This window comes from Brevundimonas subvibrioides ATCC 15264, assembly GCF_000144605.1.
In the GTDB taxonomy this organism is placed as follows: domain Bacteria; phylum Pseudomonadota; class Alphaproteobacteria; order Caulobacterales; family Caulobacteraceae; genus Brevundimonas; species Brevundimonas subvibrioides.
The window spans coordinates 3,286,531-3,304,067 of record NC_014375.1 but is presented as its reverse complement, the minus strand read 5'-3'; the positions used below and the strand labels follow the sequence as shown (position 1 = coordinate 3,304,067).

Below are 17,537 nucleotides of genomic sequence, written 5' to 3'. Positions count from 1 at the left end.
TGCGTATGTTGAAACCGCTCGACGGCTGCAGGCTTGGATGGGGGACGCATGTTAGACACGGCGCTTGGTGAAGCTCGGGCACTGCTAAACCTTGACCCGAAGGCCCCGCGCCGTTCGGTCGTCAAGCGATTGCGCGAAGAGCGAAATGCGCTCCATCCAGACAAAACCGGCGGGCGGTTTCCAAGTGCCGCGCGAGAGAAGAGGTATCATGCGTGTGACGCTTTGCTCTCTCAACTGCAGTCGATGGCCGAAACTAGAGCCGTGACCGTTCCAAAATATTCGAACGCTCTGGTTAAAGCAAACACTGAGATGGTTCGTTCGATGGTTGAGGAGTCTCGTCTCTCTCGTGAACGACAAGCCCAAGTTGACGTCAAAAGAGACGTGGAGTCTGCGCGATTACGTCTCGAAGCATCGTCAAGTCAGCCATACCATAGAGCAAAATTTGGCCTCATTGGTGCTGGTGTCCTATCAGGAGCCATTGTTGCACTACAGGACCCTGTGAGGTCGTTGGGGCAATTCGCCGGACTTGATATTGGTGGCCTGAATCTTGGGTTTGCGGCGCTTTCCGTAATTGCGATAGTTACCGGTTACGTATCTCATCTTGCCGAACAGTCTGAAAAGGAACGATCTCGTCAGATGCTGACGGGATCTGGTATTCGCGCCTTGCTTTCCTTTATGAATAAAGATCATGCACTCTACAGTGAAGAAGTTAGACTAGAAGATTTCACCAGAGCGATTTCGAGATTTATACAAAGTGCAGACGAATCCTCTTCGGAAGAAGCGGCGAAAGCGATTGTTGGGCAGTTAGTCCAGCAAGGATTGCTCGCATCGACAGAAAGAAAATCCGTTTCACCGACTTACCTGACGAGCGATGAACTAAGGGACGAGGCGTTCCGAGGTGAGCATGACCTATCGGCGATGCGACCGCGACACCGGGCGATCTCCATCCTCATGAGGACGATGTTCAAGGTTGTGGGGGGGTAGAACCGCCTCACACCTTCACCTCCACCACACTCCCCCCCGCCCGGAACTTCGCCGACATCTCCGCCATCCCGGCCTCGGCCGTAGCGTCGTCCAGCAGCGAGCCGCCCGCGTCGTTCTGCGCCGCGGCATCCCGGCGGATGTCCTGGCTGATCTTCATGGAGCAGAATTTCGGGCCGCACATGGAGCAGAAGTGGGCGGTCTTGTGGGCCTCCTTGGGCAGGGTGGCGTCGTGGTATTTGCGGGCGGTCTCGGGGTCGAGGCCGAGGTTGAACTGGTCTTCCCAGCGGAACTCGAACCGGGCGCGGGACAGGGCGTCGTCGTGCAGGCGGGCGGCGGGGTGGCCCTTGGCGAGGTCGGCGGCGTGGGCGGCGATCTTGTAGGTGATGACGCCGTCCTTGACGTCCTGGCGGTCGGGCAGGCCCAGATGCTCCTTGGGCGTGACGTAGCAGAGCATGGCCGTGCCGAACCAGCCGATCATGGCCGCGCCGATGGCGCTGGTGATGTGGTCGTAGCCGGGCGCGATGTCGGTGGTCAGTGGCCCGAGCGTATAGAAGGGCGCCTCGTGGCAGTGTTTCAGCTGCTCATCCATGTTGGCCTTGATCTTGTGCATCGGCACGTGGCCGGGGCCCTCGATCATGACCTGGCAGCCCTTGGCCCAGGCGATCTTGGTCAGCTCGCCCAGGGTGCGCAGCTCGGCGAACTGGGCCTCATCGTTCGCATCGGCGATGGAGCCGGGGCGCAGGCCGTCGCCGAGGCTGAACGACACGTCGTAGGCCCGCATGATGTCGCAGATCTCCTCGAAATGCTCGTAGAGGAAGCTCTCGCGGTGATGGCTGAGGCACCACTTCGCCATGATGGAGCCGCCGCGCGACACGATGCCGGTGACGCGTTTGGCCGTCATGGGGATGAAGGGCAGGCGGACGCCCGCGTGGATGGTGAAATAGTCGACGCCCTGTTCGGCCTGTTCGATCAGGGTGTCGCGGAACACCTCCCAGGTCAGGTCCTCGGCGACGCCGTTCACCTTCTCCAGCGCCTGGTAGATGGGGACGGTGCCGATCGGGACGGACGAGTTGCGGATGATCCAGTCGCGGATGTTGTGGATGTTGCGGCCCGTCGACAGGTCCATGACGTTGTCGGCCCCCCAGCGGGTGGCCCAGACCAGTTTGTCGACCTCGTCGTCCACGCTGGACAGGACGGCCGAGTTGCCGATGTTGGCGTTGATCTTCACCAGGAAGTTGCGGCCGATGATCATCGGCTCGACCTCGGGGTGGTTGATGTTGTGCGGGATGATGGCGCGGCCGCGCGCGATCTCCTGACGCACGAACTCGGGCGTGACGAAGTCGGGGATGCTGGCGCCGAAGTCCTCGCCGTCGCGGATGCAGGGGGCGTTCTGCTCGCGGCGCAGGTTCTCGCGGATGGCGACGTATTCCATCTCGGGCGTGATGATCCCGGCCTGGGCGTATTCGTACTGGGTGACCGGGCGGCCCTCGACGCCCTTGAACACCCTGTGGTTCGACACGTCGAAGCGGGGGGCGAGGTGGCGGCCGGAGGCGTGGCCGTTGTCCTCGGGTTTGACCTCGCGCGGGTTGGCGACCGGGGCGATGTCGCCGCGGTCCAGCTGCCAGCTGGATTTGACGAGGGGCAGGCCCTTCTTGATGTCGATGGTGACGGTCGGGTCGGTGTAGGGGCCGGAGGAGTCGTAGATCGTCAGCGGCGGCTCGTTGGCCGAGGGGTGCAGGGCGACCTCGCGGAAGGGGACGCGGATGTCGGGATACAGCTCGCCCGCGACATAGACCTTGCGCGACCCGGTGCGTTCGCCGGTCGGGATGGTGCCCGTCTCCTGCATCACCTGCTCGCGGGCGTCTTTCAGAGCCAGGTCCACGTTGGGCTCTTCGGGCAGGGCGGGCGGGGTGACGAGAATGTTCATGGCGGCCTCTGTGCGTTGAGGTCCGCCGACGTCGGGCGAGATGGTCCTGTCGCGTGGACCCTGTGTTTCCCATCCCTTCGCCGGCATGACCCGGATCAGGTTCGACGGGTCAGGCGGATACGCCAATCTCAGCCGCTGACCTGCGGCTCCCCGGAGAACGGGACGACGATAGGCCGCTGCGGGCGCGATGGCTAGGCCGGAGGAGGGCGGGCCCGGATGCCTGTGTCGGCCGCCGAACATTCCCGTTTGTTTGCAAGGGTTTACGTTTCGCTTACCTCGATCGCCTAGGCTGGGCAGACGTCCAGTGGAGTAAGCGGTGATGGCGAGGCTTGAGAGGGTTCTGTACGGCAGCACCGCCACGGGGCGGACCGACAGCCTGATGAACGTCGCCGCCATCCTGGGCGAATCCCAGCGCAACAACGACCGCGACGGCCTGACGGGGGCGCTGGCGGCGCACGACGGCCGCTATCTGCAGGTCATCGAGGGGCCGGCCGACGTGCTGGACGGGCTGCTGCGGCGGCTGGACCAGGATCCCCGCCATACGGACATCCGGGTGCTGGAACGCGCGCCGATCGAGTCCCGGTCCTTCGCCGACTGGTCCATGGCCGCGACCCGGATCACCCCGGCGCTGGAGGCCACGCTGAACGACCTGGTCGACAATCCCGCCGCCGATCCCGGACGCGCGGTCTCGATGCTGCGCGAGGCGGTCTCGGCGACCTGAAGGCGGGTCGCGCCGATCCCGGCGCGGTGATACGAACGGGGCCGAACCGAACAAGGCCCTGCCCATGCACCTCGCCCGCTTTCCCCGCCTGCGCCTGGCGCACCTGCCCACGCCGCTGGAGCCCCTGCCCCGGCTGTCCGAGGCGCTCGGCATCGATCTGTGGATCAAGCGGGACGACTGCACCGGCCTGGCGGGCGGCGGCAACAAGACGCGGAAGCTGGAGTTCCTGCTGGGCGACGCCTTCGAGCAGGACGCCGACACCCTGGTCACCCAGGGGGCGGTCCAGTCCAACCACGTGCGCCAGACGGCGGCGGCGGCGGCGGCGACGGGCCTGAAGTGCCAGGTCATCCTGGAGGAGCGGACGGGGTCCAAGGCCACCGACTATGTCCACAACGGCAACGTCCTGATGGACCGGCTGTTCGGGGCGACGATCCGCTCCGTGCCCGGAGGATCGGACATGCCGGCCGAGCTGGAGAAGACGGCGGATGAGGTCCGGGCGCGCGGCGGGCGGCCCTATGTCATCCCGGGCGGCGGGTCGAACGCGATCGGGGCGCTGGGCTATGTCGACTGCGCGCGCGAGATCGTGGTGCAGGCCGACGAACTGGACCTGGCCATCGACCGGATCGTGACGGCCACGGGCAGCGCGGGGACGCATGCGGGTCTGGTCGCCGGTCTGGCCGTGCTGGGGGCCGACATCCCGGTGCTGGGCATCGGGGTGCGGGCCCCGAAGGAGAAGCAGGAAGCCAATGTGCTGAAGCTGGCCCGCGAGACCGCGATGCTGCTGGGCCATGCCGACCGGGTGAAGGACGCCATGGTGGTGGCCGACTGCGACTATGTCGGCGCGGGCTACGGCCTGATCGACCAGGCGGTGGTGGACGCCCTGGTGCTGGCGGCGCGGACCGACGGGATCGTGCTGGACCCGGTCTACACCGGCAAGGCGATGAAGGGGCTGATCGCCCTGGCGAAGGCCGGCCGGTTCGAGGGCGAGCGGGTGGTGTTCCTGCACACCGGCGGGGCGCAGGGGCTGTTCGGCTACCAGGGGGAACTGGATGCGATGTTCGGGTGACGCCTCGCGAGGCCACGCTGGCGCTGCTGGCCGCCCGGGCCGAGGGGGCGACGGTCTGTCCCAGCGAGGCGGCGCGGGCGGTGGCGGGGCCGGGCGGCGACTGGCGCGAGGCGATGCCGCAGATCCACGCCGCGGTCGATGCGATGCTGGCGGACGGACTGATCCGGCTGAGCTGGAAAGGGCGACCCCTGACCGCCCGCACCGGCCCCTATCGCATCCGTCGCGCCGGCGGGGGCTGAGGGTCCGGGTTCAGACGATCGCCAGGGCGCGGAACAGGGGCACGGTCTGGTCGAGGAACCGCCGGGCCATGTCGCCGAGCGCGGCGAGGTTGTCGTCTTCCGACATCAGGGTCTCGCCCTTCCGGACAGCGCGCTCCCCGGTCGTGCGGAAGACCGCCCAGACCGACCGGGCGATGGCCTCGGTCGCGCGATCGCCGTCGATCCAGGCGCGCAGGAACAGCTGGGCCGACCGGGGGGTCAGGACGCCCCCGCCCGTCACGGGGGAGGCCAGATGCATCAGATGCGGTCCGGTCAGGGCGCGGTCGAGCACCAGGCGGTTGTAGGCCTCGCACCGGGCCCGGGCTCCCGGCGGGACGGCCTGGGCCGGTCGCACGACGCCCATCCCCACCAGATTGATCAGGGCCGCGATCACGTCGGTGCGCCGGAGCGGCGACACGCCGGGCGCCGCCATGACGGCGGCCCCCGTCTTCGCGACGAAGCCGTCGGCCGCCAGGGCGAGGGCGATCGGACGGTAGGTTGCCTCGGGCAGGACCATCTCGCCCTGGGCGCCGGTCAGCTGGAAATCGATCTCGTCCAGGCCACAGACGAGGACGAAGGCCTGGGCCTCGAACCGCGCCGTCCGTTCCGCGTCCGACAGCCGCGGCGCCGGGCGGGCGAAGACGTCGGGGCGGAACTGCTGGTTGACCAGGAAGTCGCGGATCGACTCGCGCAGGACCGGGTCCTTCTCGCGATCCATCAGGGCCACCCCGGCCGGTGGCAGCTGGAGGACGTTGACGCGGTCCAGCAGGCGGGCGGACACCGCGAACGTCAGGTCCGCTTCGGCCATCGCCTCCGCCACATCGGAGAACCAGGGGATGTGCCAGTCGGCGTTCAGATACTCGTGGCCGAGATACTGCGGCGTGGTCTTGCGCAGGGAGGCCAGATGGCTGGCCGCCGGCCGGTTCTCGGCGAAGAAGCGGCCGTCGGCGGCGGCGACCTCCTCGGCGAAGGCCAGAGCGGATTGGACCCGCACTTCGGGATCGCCCGGGGCGCTGGCCCCATGACCCAGCTTCATCAGGTGGCGGATCGGACCGCGCGAGGCCCAGCCCGGCTGGCAGTTGTAGCTCAGATAGACCACACCGCCCGGGGCCAGCCGGTCGCGCAGGATCTCCACGATCGACCGGCGGCTGGCGTCCGAAACCCAGCTCCAGACGCCGTGCAGGGTGATGACGTCGAACAGCGGAAGATCGTCTCGCGCGGCGAAGTCGGCGAAGGCCCCCTCGACCAGGGTCAGGGGCGTGGAGACGGCCTCGGCCAGGGCGCGGGCGTTGGCGACGTGGGCGGGATTGAGGTCGACGCCCCAGAACTCCCCGTCACTGGCCGCCGCATGCGCCGCCAGCGAGACGCCCTGACCCATACCGAGCTCAAGGTAGATCGGCCGGGCCGGCGCGGGCCGGTCGATCCCGGCGACGAGGGCGCAGAAGGCCAGATGCGCCGGGCCGAGCTCGTGGTAATAGCCGGAGGTGTACTCCAGCTCGGAATAGGGCCTTTCGGTCGCGCTCATCCGCCTGCCCTTGCGCGCATGGGGGGGAGGGGACAAGCCCGATGCTCAAATTCAGCCGGTCTGTTCCGCCAGCCCGTGTGTGATGATCATGCCGGCCTCGTGGCTCGCAGTTGTGGTGGGGGCGCGGGCCAGAAGGGCTCCGACCATCCCCTTTCCAACCCCGGGCGAGCTTGAGAGGGGCGCCGATGGATTTGAATGGGTCCGTGTGAGGGTGCACACGCGCGCCAGCCTGTGAGGCTCCCCCAATCTCCCGCCTAGAAGTTGACGAACACGGACGCCACGGCCACGCCATTTTCGGCATCGCTGTCGATCCAGGACAGATCGACGCTCACCCGCCCCAGGTCTCGGGCGATGCCAACCGACCAGTCTGTCTTTCCATCAGGCGCGAATGCGCCGTCCTCATACCCGAGGCTGCCTCTCAGCGACACCGGCCAGGACGCGGGCGCGTAGGTCAGCGACGACCAGCCATAGCGGCTCTCCTCGTTGCCCAAAGCGGCCTGGGCAGGAGCCAAGGCCACGCCGATAGCCCAGCCGAGCGACTCATAAGTTCGGCCGATCTGCACCGGGAACTCGACGTAGTTCACGTCATCTCCGTCCGGGTAGCGGTAGGCACTGGCTGCGACATCGACATCGAACCCACTCACCTGGCCTGCCCAGCCCAGCGTTCCTGTGATTTCCACCTCGGCCCCGTCACCGTCCAGACCGACACCGTACTCATCGATCGTGGAGACAAAGGCGTCTCCATAGAAGCCGGAAGCATGGCTCGCGGTCAGCCCGCCCTGAAGCGCCGGTCGTTCATCGGAGAGCGAATAGCCGCGGTATCGATAGTCGCTGACGATACCCACCGTGCCGGTCAGCGACCAGTCGGAGGTCTGCGCCCAGGCCGGACAGGCGAAACACAAGACGCCCAGGACGACAAAGATGGATTTTTTCATGGGGTCTCAGGCGGCTTCCACGGCGTGGTGGTGGGATGGGGCGAGAACCCGGTTGATCGCTTCGAGAAGCTGGGCTGGTCGGATCGGCTTGGGAAGATGAAGATCGGCACCGGCTGCCAGACTTCGCTCGACGTCGTCCGGCATGGCATTGGCGGTCAACGAGATGACCGGCGTGCGCACCAGCCCATGCGTAGCTTCATGAGTCCGCAGCAGGCGGGTTGCCGTCAGGCCATCCATCTCTGGCATCTGAACGTCCATCAAGACGATGTCGAAGGCGGACACGGTCAAGATATCAACGGCTTCACGCCCGTTCTCGACGAGGGTCAGGTCGATGCCGAGAGGTTCGAGGATCATCGCCACGACCTGACGATTGACGGCGTGATCGTCCGCATAAAGCACCCGAAGCGAGCGGGCTTCGCCCTCAGGACAGGCTGCCGCCGGCTCCGACGCAACGACCTCGGCGTTGCCGATCCTCGGCAAGGCCAGATGGGCGAAGAAGGTCGAGCCCTTCCCCGGCACCGATCGCACCGTGACCCGGCCTCCCATGATCTCTGTCAAGGATGCGCAGATCGCGAGCCCAAGTCCGGTGCCACCATATCGACGGCTGACAGACACGTCCGCCTGCTCGAACCTCTGGAATAGCCGGGCGGCCGTTGCCCGGTCAAAGCCGACGCCCGTATCGCTGACCGACAGACATAGCTCCCGGTCCCCATGCCGGCGGGCGGTGACCTGGACCCCGCCGGTTTCCGTGAACTTTACAGCATTGCTGATCAGGTTGGAGATGACCTGAGATACACGCGTCCGATCGCCGCGATAGACACCTGAAGCGTCATCGTGGATCGTCAATCGGAGTGTGATGCCCTTTGCGGCTGCAGCCGCGCCGTGAAGCTGAGTGGCTGCCTTCAGCAAGTCGTCCAGATCGAACGGCGCAGCTTCAAACTGCAGAAGTCCCGCCTCGATCTTTGCGACATCCAGAATGTCGTTCACCACATACTCGAGCGTGTGACCCGACGAGATGATCGTGGCCGCCATCTCGCGCCCACGTGAATCCGTCTGGTGGTCCCGCAGAAGCTCCGTCATGGCGATGATGCCGTTCAACGGTGTCCTCAGCTCGTGGCTCATATTGGCGAGGAATTGGGACTTTGCCGCATTGGCGGTTTCCGCCTCCGCCAGGGTGCGGTCCAGAACCGCTTCGTTGTGGGCAAGATCGCGCAACAGGCGGTAAACCCGCATCCCGCCAAAAGCGACCGACGCCAGCAAGAGGGTGACCAGCGCCGCCAGCATGGGCACGGCATCAACAAGCAACGCGGCACCCGGTCTATCCGGGGTCCAGCCGATGACGCCGACGACCTTTCCGTCGGCGGCGTGAAGCGGCAGCCGCGCTTGCCCATGGCGCGCGTCAGCCGGCAGCAAACGAGGGTTGGATAGCATGAGATCGGTGGCCAACGTCTCGACGAAACCCCGGACAGACCGGCCCGATATGACGATCGGATCCGCATTGCCCGGGTGGTCGTGCGCAGCATCTTCCGGAACCACACTGGACACGGTGACGAAGTATGGGTCGGGTCCGACGAGGACGACAGCCTCGCGCGTGCTGACCGCATCCAGCCCGAAGGATGCTCTGCCTCGCTCGGACTGTCGATAAGTCGCGCTTCCTCTTATCTCGTCGACCAGGGGGCGGACGGCCTGGAGGAAGTCCTGTTCCGCGTCGGGCGGAACGGGCTCGCTTCCACGGGAAGCGAAGATGGGGTCGCCCGTACCACTGAGAGCGAGGGTCACTTCGTGGTTCATGTAGTCTGCGAAATAGTCGCCGAAGTTGACCTGCATCCAGTCCAGATCGGCGGCCGAGGTCATCTCGTAGGCCTCGTTCCAGACGCTCGCGGACGTCGCATCCTCACGCAGTTTTTCGAGGCTTCGCTCGACACGGCGCTCGGTCAGCCTGACCTGGTTCCGCGCGCTGATCTTGTCGAGAACGGAGGCGGAATAGGCCACCATTCCACCCACCAGCAGCATCACGCTAGCAACCGCGACCAGCGCGAGCAGGAGAATACGAACCAGGCGCGCCCGTGTCAGCGCTGATTTATTGGACATAGAACCCTCACCAGAAGCTGAGCTTAAGGAGGAGCACTTAAACCGTCGTTACACAGACACTCAGTAGTTTAACCTATGGCGATGCCCGTCTATGAATAAGCGCAGGAAGACCCTGCGATCGATGTGACCGCTGATAACTTGCCGCCTCCCAGCAAACTTTGGTGCGCAGTTTGGAAGCGTTGCGCGAGGGGATGTCATGGCGGACCAAGGGCGAGTCCGCTAAGCGCAGCCTGCGGGCTAAGAGGGTACTGAGGGCCCTTCAGGGCCACGGAGAGCGAGCGCATGAGCAAGATCCTGGGAGTCCTCGGCGGCATGGGGCCGGCGGCGACGGTGGCGTTCCTGGCGCGGGTCCAGGCGCTGACGCCGGCCAGGGGCGATGCCGATCACATCCGGGTCGTCATGGACATGAACCCGCAGGTGCCGGACCGGAACACGCGGCCGGGCGAGGCGGAGGCGGAGCTGGCGGCCATGGCGCTGCGGCTGAAGGCGGCGGGGGCACAGGTGCTGGCCATGCCGTGCAACACCGCCCATGCGCAGAAGGCCGGGATCGTGGCGGCGGGCCTGCCCTTCATCGACATGATCGCGGCGACGGTCGCGGCGGTGGGGGGGCATGACGCGCGCGCGGTCGGCATCCTGGCGACGCCGGGAGGCGAGGCGCTGTACCGCCCCGCGCTGGAGGCGGAGGGGATCAAACCCGTCCTGCTGCAGGGCGGGGACCGGGAGGCCTTCATGGCCTGCGTCTATGGCGTGAAGCGGGGCGACACGGGGGCCGCGAACCGGGCGGAGATGGCGCGGCTGGCGCAGGCGCTGACCGTGGCCGGGGCCGACGCGATCATCGCCGGGTGCACGGAGGTGCCGCTGTTGCTGGACGCATCCGACGTGTCCGTGCCGCTGGTGGATTCCGCCGAGGTGCTGGCCGGGGCCTGCGTTGAGGCCTGCCTGTCCGACGATTGATCCGGGCGCGGAACGGGCGTCTCCGATCCGTCTCCCACTTCCCATGAAACGGTCGGAAATCGGACACGCGACTCTCAAGGACCGTCGATACCGATAACCCCCAGACACTCATTGGGGGAAAAGCCATGTCCGAGATCCACCTGACCGGCAGCCACGACGACGGCAATGTCGAACTGAACACCTCGTCCAATCCGACGTTCGGGTCGATCATCGAACAGCGCCAGTCTCGCCGCGGCATCCTGGGCGGGATGGCCTCGGTGGCGGCCCTGTTCGGTTTGGCCGGCTGTGACGACAGCAACGGCGGCGGCGTCGGCGGCACGACCGCCACGGTGCAGGCGGGGACCACCGGCGCGACCACCTCGGGCAAGGCCGTGACCCTGAGCGGCACGGCGTCGGGGGCCAGCAGCGTCCAGTGGATCCAGGAATCGGGACCTGCCGTCGTCCTGACCAACGCCAACAGCAACACGGCGACCTTCATCGCCCCGTCGGTGGCGACGGCGACCAACCTGGTGTTCTCGTTCAGCGCATCGGGCGGCAACGGCGTGGCGACCTCGGCCACCACGACGGTCAGCGTCGGTCCGGCGGCGCTGGGCTTCACCGCGATCCCGAAGAACCTGCTGGACGTGGTCACGGTGCCGGCGGGTTATTCGGTCAGCGTGCTGTATCGCCTCGGCGATCCGATCAACACCGCGACCCCGGCCTATGCCAACAACGGCACGGACACGGGCTTCGCGACCCGGGCCGGCGACCACCACGACGGCCTGTATTTCTTCGGCCTCGGGGCCACCAGCGGCCTGCGGGACGACTCCTCCAGCGCGCGCGGCCTGCTGGCCATGAACCACGAGAACATCACCCCGGCCTATCTGCACCCGAACGGCCCGACCACGGTCGCCGGGGCCCGGCCCGAGGCCGAGGCGATCAAGGAGATCGAGTGCCACGGCGTCAGCGTCATCGAGGTGCTGCGCGGCACCACGGGCTGGAGCTATGTGCAGAACTCCACCTTCAACCGGCGGATCACGCCGCTGACGCCGATGGCGCTCAATGGTCCGGCGCGGGGCGATGCGCAGATGCGGACCGTCTTCTCGCCGACCGGCGTGGCCGGGCGCGGAACCCTGAACAACTGCGCCAACGGCTACACCCCGTGGGGCACCTATCTGACCTGCGAGGAGAACTGGGCCGGCTATTTCCGTCGTTCGTCCACGGACAATGCCGCCCGGACGGCCAAGGAGATCGCCAACTTCAACCGCTACGGCATCGCCCAGGGCGCGTCGGGGGCCAATGCCTGGGCTTCGGTCACGCCCGCCACGGCCGGATCGACGGTGTTCGCCAAGTGGAACACCTCGGCCCTCGGCGGCGACGCGACGCAGGATTTCCGGAACGAGGCCAACCAGTTCGGCTGGGTGGTCGAGGTCGATCCCTATGACGTCAACGCCGTGCCGCGCAAGCGCACCGCGCTGGCCCGGATGGGCCACGAAGGGGCCTGGCCGGCCAACTTCGTCGCCGGTCGCCGGCCCGTCTTCTACATGGGCGACGATTCGCGCGGCGAGTATTTCTACAAGTTCGTCTCGGCCACGCCCTGGGTGGCGGCGGACGCCCAAGCCGCGGACCGGATGGCGATCGGCGACAAGTATCTGGACAACGGCACCCTCTACGTGGCGCGCTATGACGCCAACGGCACGGGCGTGTGGCTGCCCCTGGTGTTCGGCCAGGGCTTCGTGACCAGCGCCTATGCCGCCTACAGCTTCTCCAGCCAGGCCGATGTGCTGATCAACGCGCGCCACGCGGCGGACGCGGCGGGCGGCACCAAGATGGACCGGCCGGAATGGGCGGCGGTCAATCCGGTCAACGGCGAGGTCTATCTGACGCTCACGAACAACTCGGGCCGGACGCCGTCGACGACGGACGCCGCCAACCCGCGCGCCTATACGGACCCCAAGGGCGCGGCGAACCAGAACGGCAACCCCAACGGCCACATCATCCGGCTGCGCGAGACCGGCAATACGCCGGAAGCGGTGTCCTTCACCTGGGACGTCTATGCCTTCGGGGCCGGGTCGGACCTGAACGCGACGAACATCAACCTGTCGGGTCTGGACGCGACCAACGACTTCTCGTCGCCAGACGGGCTGTGGTTCGGACGGCCGCAGAACGCCTCGGGCCTGGTCAATCCGCTGCTGTGGATCCAGACCGACGACGGGGCCTTCACCGACCAGACCAACAACCAGATGCTGCTGGCCCAGCCCGGCATCGTCGGCGACGGCGGTGCGCGGACCATCAGCAATACGGTGGGCGCCGCGACCGGCACCCAGGCGACCTTCGTCGGCAAGGCCCCCGGCCTGACCCTGCGGCGCTTCCTGGTCGGACCCAAGGAGTGCGAGATCACCGGCATCGACTCCACGCCGGACGGCCGGACGATCTTCGTCAACATCCAGCACCCGGGCGAAACGGGTTCGGCGACGACGCCGACCTCGGCCTGGCCCGCCAGCCAGACGGGCGGAACGGGGTCGCGGCCGCGGTCGGCGACGATCGTGATCACCAAGGACGACGGCGGCGTGGTCGGGCTGTAGGGGCGGCTAACGCTCGCCGCGCGGCGGCTCGCTGCTTGAGGCATGTCCTTAAGTGGCTATCGCTCACCGCGCGGCGGCTCGCTGCTTGAGCCGCGGGCCGGTCAGGCGCGGACGGGGTTGCTCCCGTCCGCGCCTCGACGCATTCAGGGCCGGTGAAAAGACAGAGCCTGATCATCGACTGCGACCCCGGGGTGGACGACGCCATCGGGCTGTTGCTGGCCTTCGCCTCGCCCGAGCTGGACCTCAAGGCGATCATGACGGTCGGCGGCAATGTCCCGGTGGCGCGGACCAGCCGCAATGCCCGGATCATCCGCCAGATCGCGGAGCGCGAGGACGTGCCCGTGTTCGCGGGCGCCGGCGTGCCCCTGCGGCGCGAACCGGCCGGGGCCGGGGAGTTCCACGGAGCCGAGGGGCTGGGCTGGCTGGAGGTGTTCGAGCCGGATGCTCCGCTGGCGGACGGTCACGAGGCCGACGCCCTGACGCGGATCGTGATGGACGAACCGGAAGGCTCGGTGGCCCTGGCCCTGATGGGGCCGATGACCAATCTGGCGCTGGCGATGAAGGCCGAGCCCCGGCTGGCGGCCCGGATGGGGCCGGTGGTGGCCATGGGCGGCGCGCGCAGCGAGGGCGGCAACATCACGCCGTCCGCCGAGTTCAACATCTGGGCCGATCCGGACGCGGCGGCGGAGGTGTTCGCCAGTGGGTGCGAGATGATCGTGATGGGGCTGGATGCGACCCATCAGGTGCGGGCGACCGAGGCCCGGATCGTGGCGCTGGAGGCGTCGGGCGACGCGCGGGCGGCGACGGCGGCCAGGCTGCTGCGGTTCTCCCAGGCCATCGAGCGGGACATCGTCGGCTGGGATGCGGCCCCTCTGCATGACCCCTGCACCGTGGCCTGGCTGTTGCGACCCGAACTGTTCCGGCTGGCGCCCTGCCGGATCGCGGTCGAGACCGAAAGCGAGCTGACGCGCGGGCATACGGCGGTGGAGTTCCGGGTCGACGGCGAAACGGCGCGGCATCACTGGGCGACCTGGGCCGACGGGCAGGGGGTGTTCGACCTGCTGGCCGCGCGGCTGGGGGGTGGCGAATGAACGTGACCGTCGTGGGCTCCATCAACCTGGATCTCGTGGCCAGCGCGCCGCATCTGCCCGCCGCCGGCGAGACGGTGACGGGGGCGACCCTGGCGCGGCATCCGGGCGGCAAGGGGGCCAACCAGGCGCTGGCGGCCCACAAGCTGGGGGCCGAGGTCCTGCTGATCGGGCGGGTCGGCGACGACACCATGGCCGACGAGGCCCTGGCGCTGCTCGAGGCCTTCGGGGTCGAGCTGTCGGGGGTCCAGACGGACGTCGAGGCCCCCACCGGGGTGGCCCTGATCGCCGTGGATCCCTCCGGCGAGAACCAGATCGTGGTCGCGGCCGGGGCCAATCACACGATCACCCAGGAGCAGTTGTGGGCCCGGATCGAGACCCCGCTGATCGTTCAGCTGGAACTGCCGATCGCGGTGGTCGAGGCCGCCGTGGGGCGGGCGACGGAGTTCGTCTGCGCCAACCTGGCTCCCGCCCAGCCGGTCTCGGAACAGCTGCTGCGGCGCTGCGACCTGATCGTGGTCAACGAGATCGAGGCCGCCTTCTATGGCGACCTGCTGCACCGGGGCGGTGGCCGGGTGGTGGTGACCTACGGGGCGGCCGGGGCGGTGATGTTCCAGCGCGGCGAGGAAGTGGCGCGGGCGGCACCGCCGGAGGTCACGGCCGTCGACGCGACCGGGGCCGGCGACGCCTTCGTGGGCGCGATCGTGGTGGCCCTGCTGGAGGGGCTGGAGCCCGCGGACGCGCTGGCGTTTGCCTGCACGGCCGGGGCGCTGGCGGCGACGAAGGCCGGGGCCCAGCCGTCGCTGCCGACGCGCGCCGAGGTCGAGGCGCTGCTGCGCGCCTGACCTCTACCTGCGAATGCCGCCGCGTCTGAACCAAGCCATGAAGAGGCGGAACAGCAGGCCGCCGTGCCTGTGTTCGGGCTGGACGGCCGCGTGGCGACCCCGTCCCCTGAAATGCCTGATGATCAACGCCCGCACTCGTTCCGTGAACTGATCGTCCGGAAACGCCGATTTCTCAGCCGGGTTCCCGCGCTTTCCAAGGCATCGTGCGCGGCCCGGTCAGCCCGGCGTGCCCATGTAGTCCCGCTTGCCGAGCGGCACGCCCGCCTGGCGCAAAAGACCGTAGGCGGTGGTCAGGTGGAAGTAGAAGTTCGGCACCGCGAAGCCGGTGGCATAGGGCTGGCCGAGGAATTTCATCTCTCCGCCCGGGAAGGTGAGTGTGACCTCCTTGCTCTCCTGGCCGTCGATGGCGGAGCGGGGCACGGACCGGATGTAGGCCAGGGTGTCGGCGATGCGGACCTGGAGGTCGGCGATGGTCTTTTCCGAATCGTCGTGAACGGGGGCCGCCATGCCGGACAGGCGGGCGACCGCGAGCTTGGGGCTGTCGCAGGCGGTCTGGACCTGTTTGATCAGCGGGTTCATGTCGTCGATCAGGCGCAGGGACAGCCAGTCGTCGGCGTCGACGCCGGTGGTGGCGGCATGGGCCACGGCCTTGTCCAGAATGGCCGACAGGGCGCGCAGGCCGCGCGTGAAGCCCGGGACGGTGAGGTCGTACAGTTCGGTGGCCATTGTGCGTTTCCTTTGTAGACCGACGCGGTCAGTAGCGCGGGTGCATCGTTCTGTCACCCGACGGCGACAGCTTGGCGACGCGTCCGGAATGGTTCTAGGGTCTCCGGGCCGTCGGGGGGACGGTGCGTTCTCCGGTGAGTGTATGATCCGATCGCTGATCGTCGCGGTGTTTGGGCTGGGCCTGACGGCCTGCCAGCCGGTGTCCGGTGAGGGGGGTGGCGAGGATGTCGCCCGCGTCGGAGGCGACACGGTGCCGGCAACCTATGACTGGTCCTTCGTGGCGCACGGCGGCTCGGCAGATCTGGATTTCGGCGACGGAGACTGGGCCGAGGGGGTCAGCCTGTTCCACATGAGCTGCCTGCCCGACAGCCAGGTCGTCCGGGCCAGCTGGGACGGGGGCAGCGAGGCGGTGCTGACCAGCGGGACGGCCACGGGGACCTTCCGCAGAGAGGTCGATGCGGCGGCCGACCACCCGGTGTTCGCGGCCCTGCGGGAAGGAAACGCCCTGGCGGTCGGGATGGACGACGCGGATCTGACGCTGGCGGCCAAGGCCCCGGGTCGCGCGCAGATCAAGGCCTTCTTCGACTATTGCACCCACCCCCTGCCGCCCCCGCCCGAACCGGTCGTGGCCGCCGCGACGGAGCCCGTGCCGCCGCCCCTAGAAGGTGACGACCAGCCGGACGACCTCTCCGGCGTGAAGCCGGTCGAACCCGGCGTTGATGTCGTCCAGCCCGATCGTGCCGCTCATGAGCCGGTCGACCGGTAGCCGTCCCTGACGATAGAGGGCGACGTAGCGGGGAATGTCGCGACTGGGCACGCAGGTGCCGATGTAGGATCCCTTCAGGGTACGCTCCTCGCCGACCAGGGAGACGACGTTGACGGCCAGGGTCGCATCGGCCGGCGGCAGTCCGGCGGTGACGGTGGTGCCGCCGCGCCGGGTCATCTTCCAGGCGGCATCCAGCGCGCGCACGGATCCGGCCATCTCGATGGCGACGTCGGCCCCGCCCCGGGTCAGGGCGCGGACCTGGTCGACGGCATCAGGATCGGCGGCATTGACCGTCTGCACGGCCCCGAGCGTGCGGGCCAGGGCCAGCTTGTCCTCGGACAGGTCGACGGCGATGACGGGGGAGGCCCCGCAGGCCAGGGCCCCGAGCACGCTGGCCAGGCCGACGCCGCCCAGGCCGACGACGACCACGCTCTGGCCCGCCGTGACGCCCGCCGTGTTCACCACCGCGCCGACCCCCGTCAGGACCGCGCAGCCGAACAGGGCCGCTTCCTCGAACGACAGGGCCGGGTCGATCTTCACCAGCGAGCGCCGCGACACCACCGCGTGGTCGGCGAAAGCGGAGCAGCCGAGGTGATGGTTCAGGGTCTCGTGGTCGTGATGGATGCGCTTGCCGCCGGCCAGAAGCTCGCCCTTGCCGTTGGCGGCGGCCCCCGGCTCGCACAGGGCGGGACGCCCGCCCGCGCAAGGGTCACAGTGGCCGCAGGACGGCATGAAGACCAGGGCGACGTGATCGCCGACGGCCAGGTCGGTGACGCCGTCTCCCAGTCGTTCGACCACGCCCGCCGCCTCGTGCCCAAGGGCCATGGGCAGGGGGCGCGGCCGGTCGCCGTTCATGACGCTGAGATCGGAATGGCACAGGCCCGCCGCCTTGATGGCGACGAGGACCTCTCCGGGACCGGGCGGGTCGAGGGTCACGGCCTCGATCGACAGCGGGCGGCTGTCGGCATAGGGCCGGGCGGTGCCCATGGCGCGGAGGACGGCGGCGCGGGTGCGGATCTGGGTCATGGCCTGTCGGTTGAAAACGCGCGGTCCGCCCTCGATAGGCGCTTGACGCGACGGAGGCCAAG

General features: G+C 68.1%; 15 protein-coding genes and 1 riboswitch. Of the genes, 9 read left to right on the top strand and 6 right to left on the bottom strand.

Annotated features, from left to right (window positions below):
* Positions 1-48 precede the first annotated feature (48 nt).
* Positions 49-984, top strand: coding sequence for a hypothetical protein (locus BRESU_RS17485; RefSeq protein ID WP_013270616.1), 936 nt, complete (start codon positions 49-51; stop codon positions 982-984).
* 7 nt (positions 985-991) lie between these two features.
* On the opposite strand, the gene thiC is transcribed toward BRESU_RS17485, so the two are convergent.
* Positions 992-2,830 (bottom strand): phosphomethylpyrimidine synthase ThiC, encoded by a 1,839-nt coding sequence (gene thiC / locus BRESU_RS16025; protein ID WP_041762879.1) that lies wholly within the window; start codon positions 2,828-2,830, stop codon positions 992-994.
* Between the two features lie 135 nt (positions 2,831-2,965).
* Positions 2,966-3,074, bottom strand: a riboswitch (TPP riboswitch).
* A gap of 156 nt (positions 3,075-3,230) precedes the next feature.
* On the opposite strand from thiC, the gene BRESU_RS16020 reads away from it, so the two are divergent.
* The 3 genes from BRESU_RS16020 to BRESU_RS16010 all read left to right on the top strand — a co-directional run bounded on the left by BRESU_RS16020 (position 3,231) and on the right by BRESU_RS16010 (position 4,937).
* Complete coding sequence (locus tag BRESU_RS16020; RefSeq protein ID WP_013270614.1) at positions 3,231-3,632, top strand: BLUF domain-containing protein; 402 nt, start codon at positions 3,231-3,233, stop codon at positions 3,630-3,632.
* Positions 3,633-3,696: 64 nt separating this feature from the next.
* Positions 3,697-4,698, top strand: coding sequence for a D-cysteate sulfo-lyase (cuyA, locus tag BRESU_RS16015; RefSeq protein ID WP_013270613.1), 1,002 nt, complete (start codon positions 3,697-3,699; stop codon positions 4,696-4,698).
* The gene (locus BRESU_RS16010; protein ID WP_013270612.1) at positions 4,695-4,937 is read left to right on the top strand and encodes a DUF3253 domain-containing protein; all 243 of its coding nucleotides are present in this window, start codon (positions 4,695-4,697) and stop codon (positions 4,935-4,937) included. Before cuyA ends, BRESU_RS16010 begins: the two co-directional genes overlap by 4 nt.
* A gap of 10 nt (positions 4,938-4,947) precedes the next feature.
* Here the strand turns inward: BRESU_RS16010 and BRESU_RS16005 are convergent, their stop codons facing one another.
* The 3 genes from BRESU_RS16005 to BRESU_RS17000 all read right to left on the bottom strand — a co-directional run bounded on the left by BRESU_RS16005 (position 4,948) and on the right by BRESU_RS17000 (position 9,506).
* Positions 4,948-6,480, bottom strand: coding sequence for a methyltransferase regulatory domain-containing protein (locus BRESU_RS16005; RefSeq protein WP_013270611.1), 1,533 nt, complete (start codon positions 6,478-6,480; stop codon positions 4,948-4,950).
* Positions 6,481-6,734: 254 nt separating this feature from the next.
* Complete coding sequence (locus BRESU_RS16000; RefSeq protein ID WP_013270609.1) at positions 6,735-7,415, bottom strand: TorF family putative porin; 681 nt, start codon at positions 7,413-7,415, stop codon at positions 6,735-6,737.
* Between the two features lie 6 nt (positions 7,416-7,421).
* Positions 7,422-9,506, bottom strand: coding sequence for a hybrid sensor histidine kinase/response regulator (locus BRESU_RS17000; RefSeq protein ID WP_013270608.1), 2,085 nt, complete (start codon positions 9,504-9,506; stop codon positions 7,422-7,424).
* A gap of 282 nt (positions 9,507-9,788) precedes the next feature.
* Between BRESU_RS17000 and cuyB the strand changes: the two genes are divergently transcribed.
* The 4 genes from cuyB to BRESU_RS15975 all read left to right on the top strand — a co-directional run bounded on the left by cuyB (position 9,789) and on the right by BRESU_RS15975 (position 14,957).
* Positions 9,789-10,460, top strand: a complete 672-nt coding sequence (gene cuyB, locus BRESU_RS15990) for a cysteate racemase (protein ID WP_013270607.1) — start codon at positions 9,789-9,791, stop codon at positions 10,458-10,460.
* Positions 10,461-10,585: 125 nt separating this feature from the next.
* The gene (locus BRESU_RS15985; protein WP_013270606.1) at positions 10,586-13,024 is read left to right on the top strand and encodes a PhoX family protein; all 2,439 of its coding nucleotides are present in this window, start codon (positions 10,586-10,588) and stop codon (positions 13,022-13,024) included.
* Between the two features lie 152 nt (positions 13,025-13,176).
* A complete protein-coding gene (locus tag BRESU_RS15980) occupies positions 13,177-14,115 on the top strand; it encodes a nucleoside hydrolase (RefSeq protein ID WP_013270605.1) in 939 nt (312 codons plus the stop codon).
* Entirely contained in the window at positions 14,112-14,957 is an 846-nt protein-coding gene (locus tag BRESU_RS15975; protein WP_013270604.1) for a ribokinase, read from the top strand. Before BRESU_RS15980 ends, BRESU_RS15975 begins: the two co-directional genes overlap by 4 nt.
* A gap of 216 nt (positions 14,958-15,173) precedes the next feature.
* Here BRESU_RS15975 and BRESU_RS15970 read toward each other — a convergent pair whose 3' ends face one another.
* Positions 15,174-15,683: a DUF1993 domain-containing protein gene (locus BRESU_RS15970; protein ID WP_013270603.1), complete on the bottom strand. Its 510-nt coding sequence runs from the start codon at positions 15,681-15,683 to the stop codon at positions 15,174-15,176.
* Between the two features lie 142 nt (positions 15,684-15,825).
* Between BRESU_RS15970 and BRESU_RS15965 the strand changes: the two genes are divergently transcribed.
* Complete coding sequence (locus BRESU_RS15965; protein WP_013270602.1) at positions 15,826-16,449, top strand: hypothetical protein; 624 nt, start codon at positions 15,826-15,828, stop codon at positions 16,447-16,449.
* Here the strand turns inward: BRESU_RS15965 and BRESU_RS15960 are convergent.
* A complete protein-coding gene (locus BRESU_RS15960; RefSeq protein ID WP_013270601.1) occupies positions 16,342-17,475 on the bottom strand; it encodes a zinc-dependent alcohol dehydrogenase family protein in 1,134 nt (377 codons plus the stop codon). The genes BRESU_RS15965 and BRESU_RS15960 overlap by 108 nt on opposite strands.
* Positions 17,476-17,537 lie beyond the last annotated feature (62 nt).

Coding starts and splice junctions, on each gene's coding strand:
- BRESU_RS17485 (WP_013270616.1), top strand. CDS start 49: ATGTTAGACACGGCGCTTGGTGAAGCTCGGGCACTGCTAAACCTTGAC.
- thiC (WP_041762879.1), bottom strand. CDS start 2,830: ATGCAGGAGACGGGCACCATCCCGACCGGCGAACGCACCGGGTCGCGC.
- BRESU_RS16020 (WP_013270614.1), top strand. CDS start 3,231: ATGGCGAGGCTTGAGAGGGTTCTGTACGGCAGCACCGCCACGGGGCGG.
- cuyA (WP_013270613.1), top strand. CDS start 3,697: ATGCACCTCGCCCGCTTTCCCCGCCTGCGCCTGGCGCACCTGCCCACG.
- BRESU_RS16005 (WP_013270611.1), bottom strand. CDS start 6,480: ATGAGCGCGACCGAAAGGCCCTATTCCGAGCTGGAGTACACCTCCGGC.
- BRESU_RS16000 (WP_013270609.1), bottom strand. CDS start 7,415: ATGAAAAAATCCATCTTTGTCGTCCTGGGCGTCTTGTGTTTCGCCTGT.
- BRESU_RS17000 (WP_013270608.1), bottom strand. CDS start 9,506: ATGTCCAATAAATCAGCGCTGACACGGGCGCGCCTGGTTCGTATTCTC.
- cuyB (WP_013270607.1), top strand. CDS start 9,789: ATGAGCAAGATCCTGGGAGTCCTCGGCGGCATGGGGCCGGCGGCGACG.
- BRESU_RS15985 (WP_013270606.1), top strand. CDS start 10,586: ATGTCCGAGATCCACCTGACCGGCAGCCACGACGACGGCAATGTCGAA.
- BRESU_RS15975 (WP_013270604.1), top strand. CDS start 14,112: ATGAACGTGACCGTCGTGGGCTCCATCAACCTGGATCTCGTGGCCAGC.
- BRESU_RS15970 (WP_013270603.1), bottom strand. CDS start 15,683: ATGGCCACCGAACTGTACGACCTCACCGTCCCGGGCTTCACGCGCGGC.
- BRESU_RS15965 (WP_013270602.1), top strand. CDS start 15,826: ATGATCCGATCGCTGATCGTCGCGGTGTTTGGGCTGGGCCTGACGGCC.
- BRESU_RS15960 (WP_013270601.1), bottom strand. CDS start 17,475: ATGACCCAGATCCGCACCCGCGCCGCCGTCCTCCGCGCCATGGGCACC.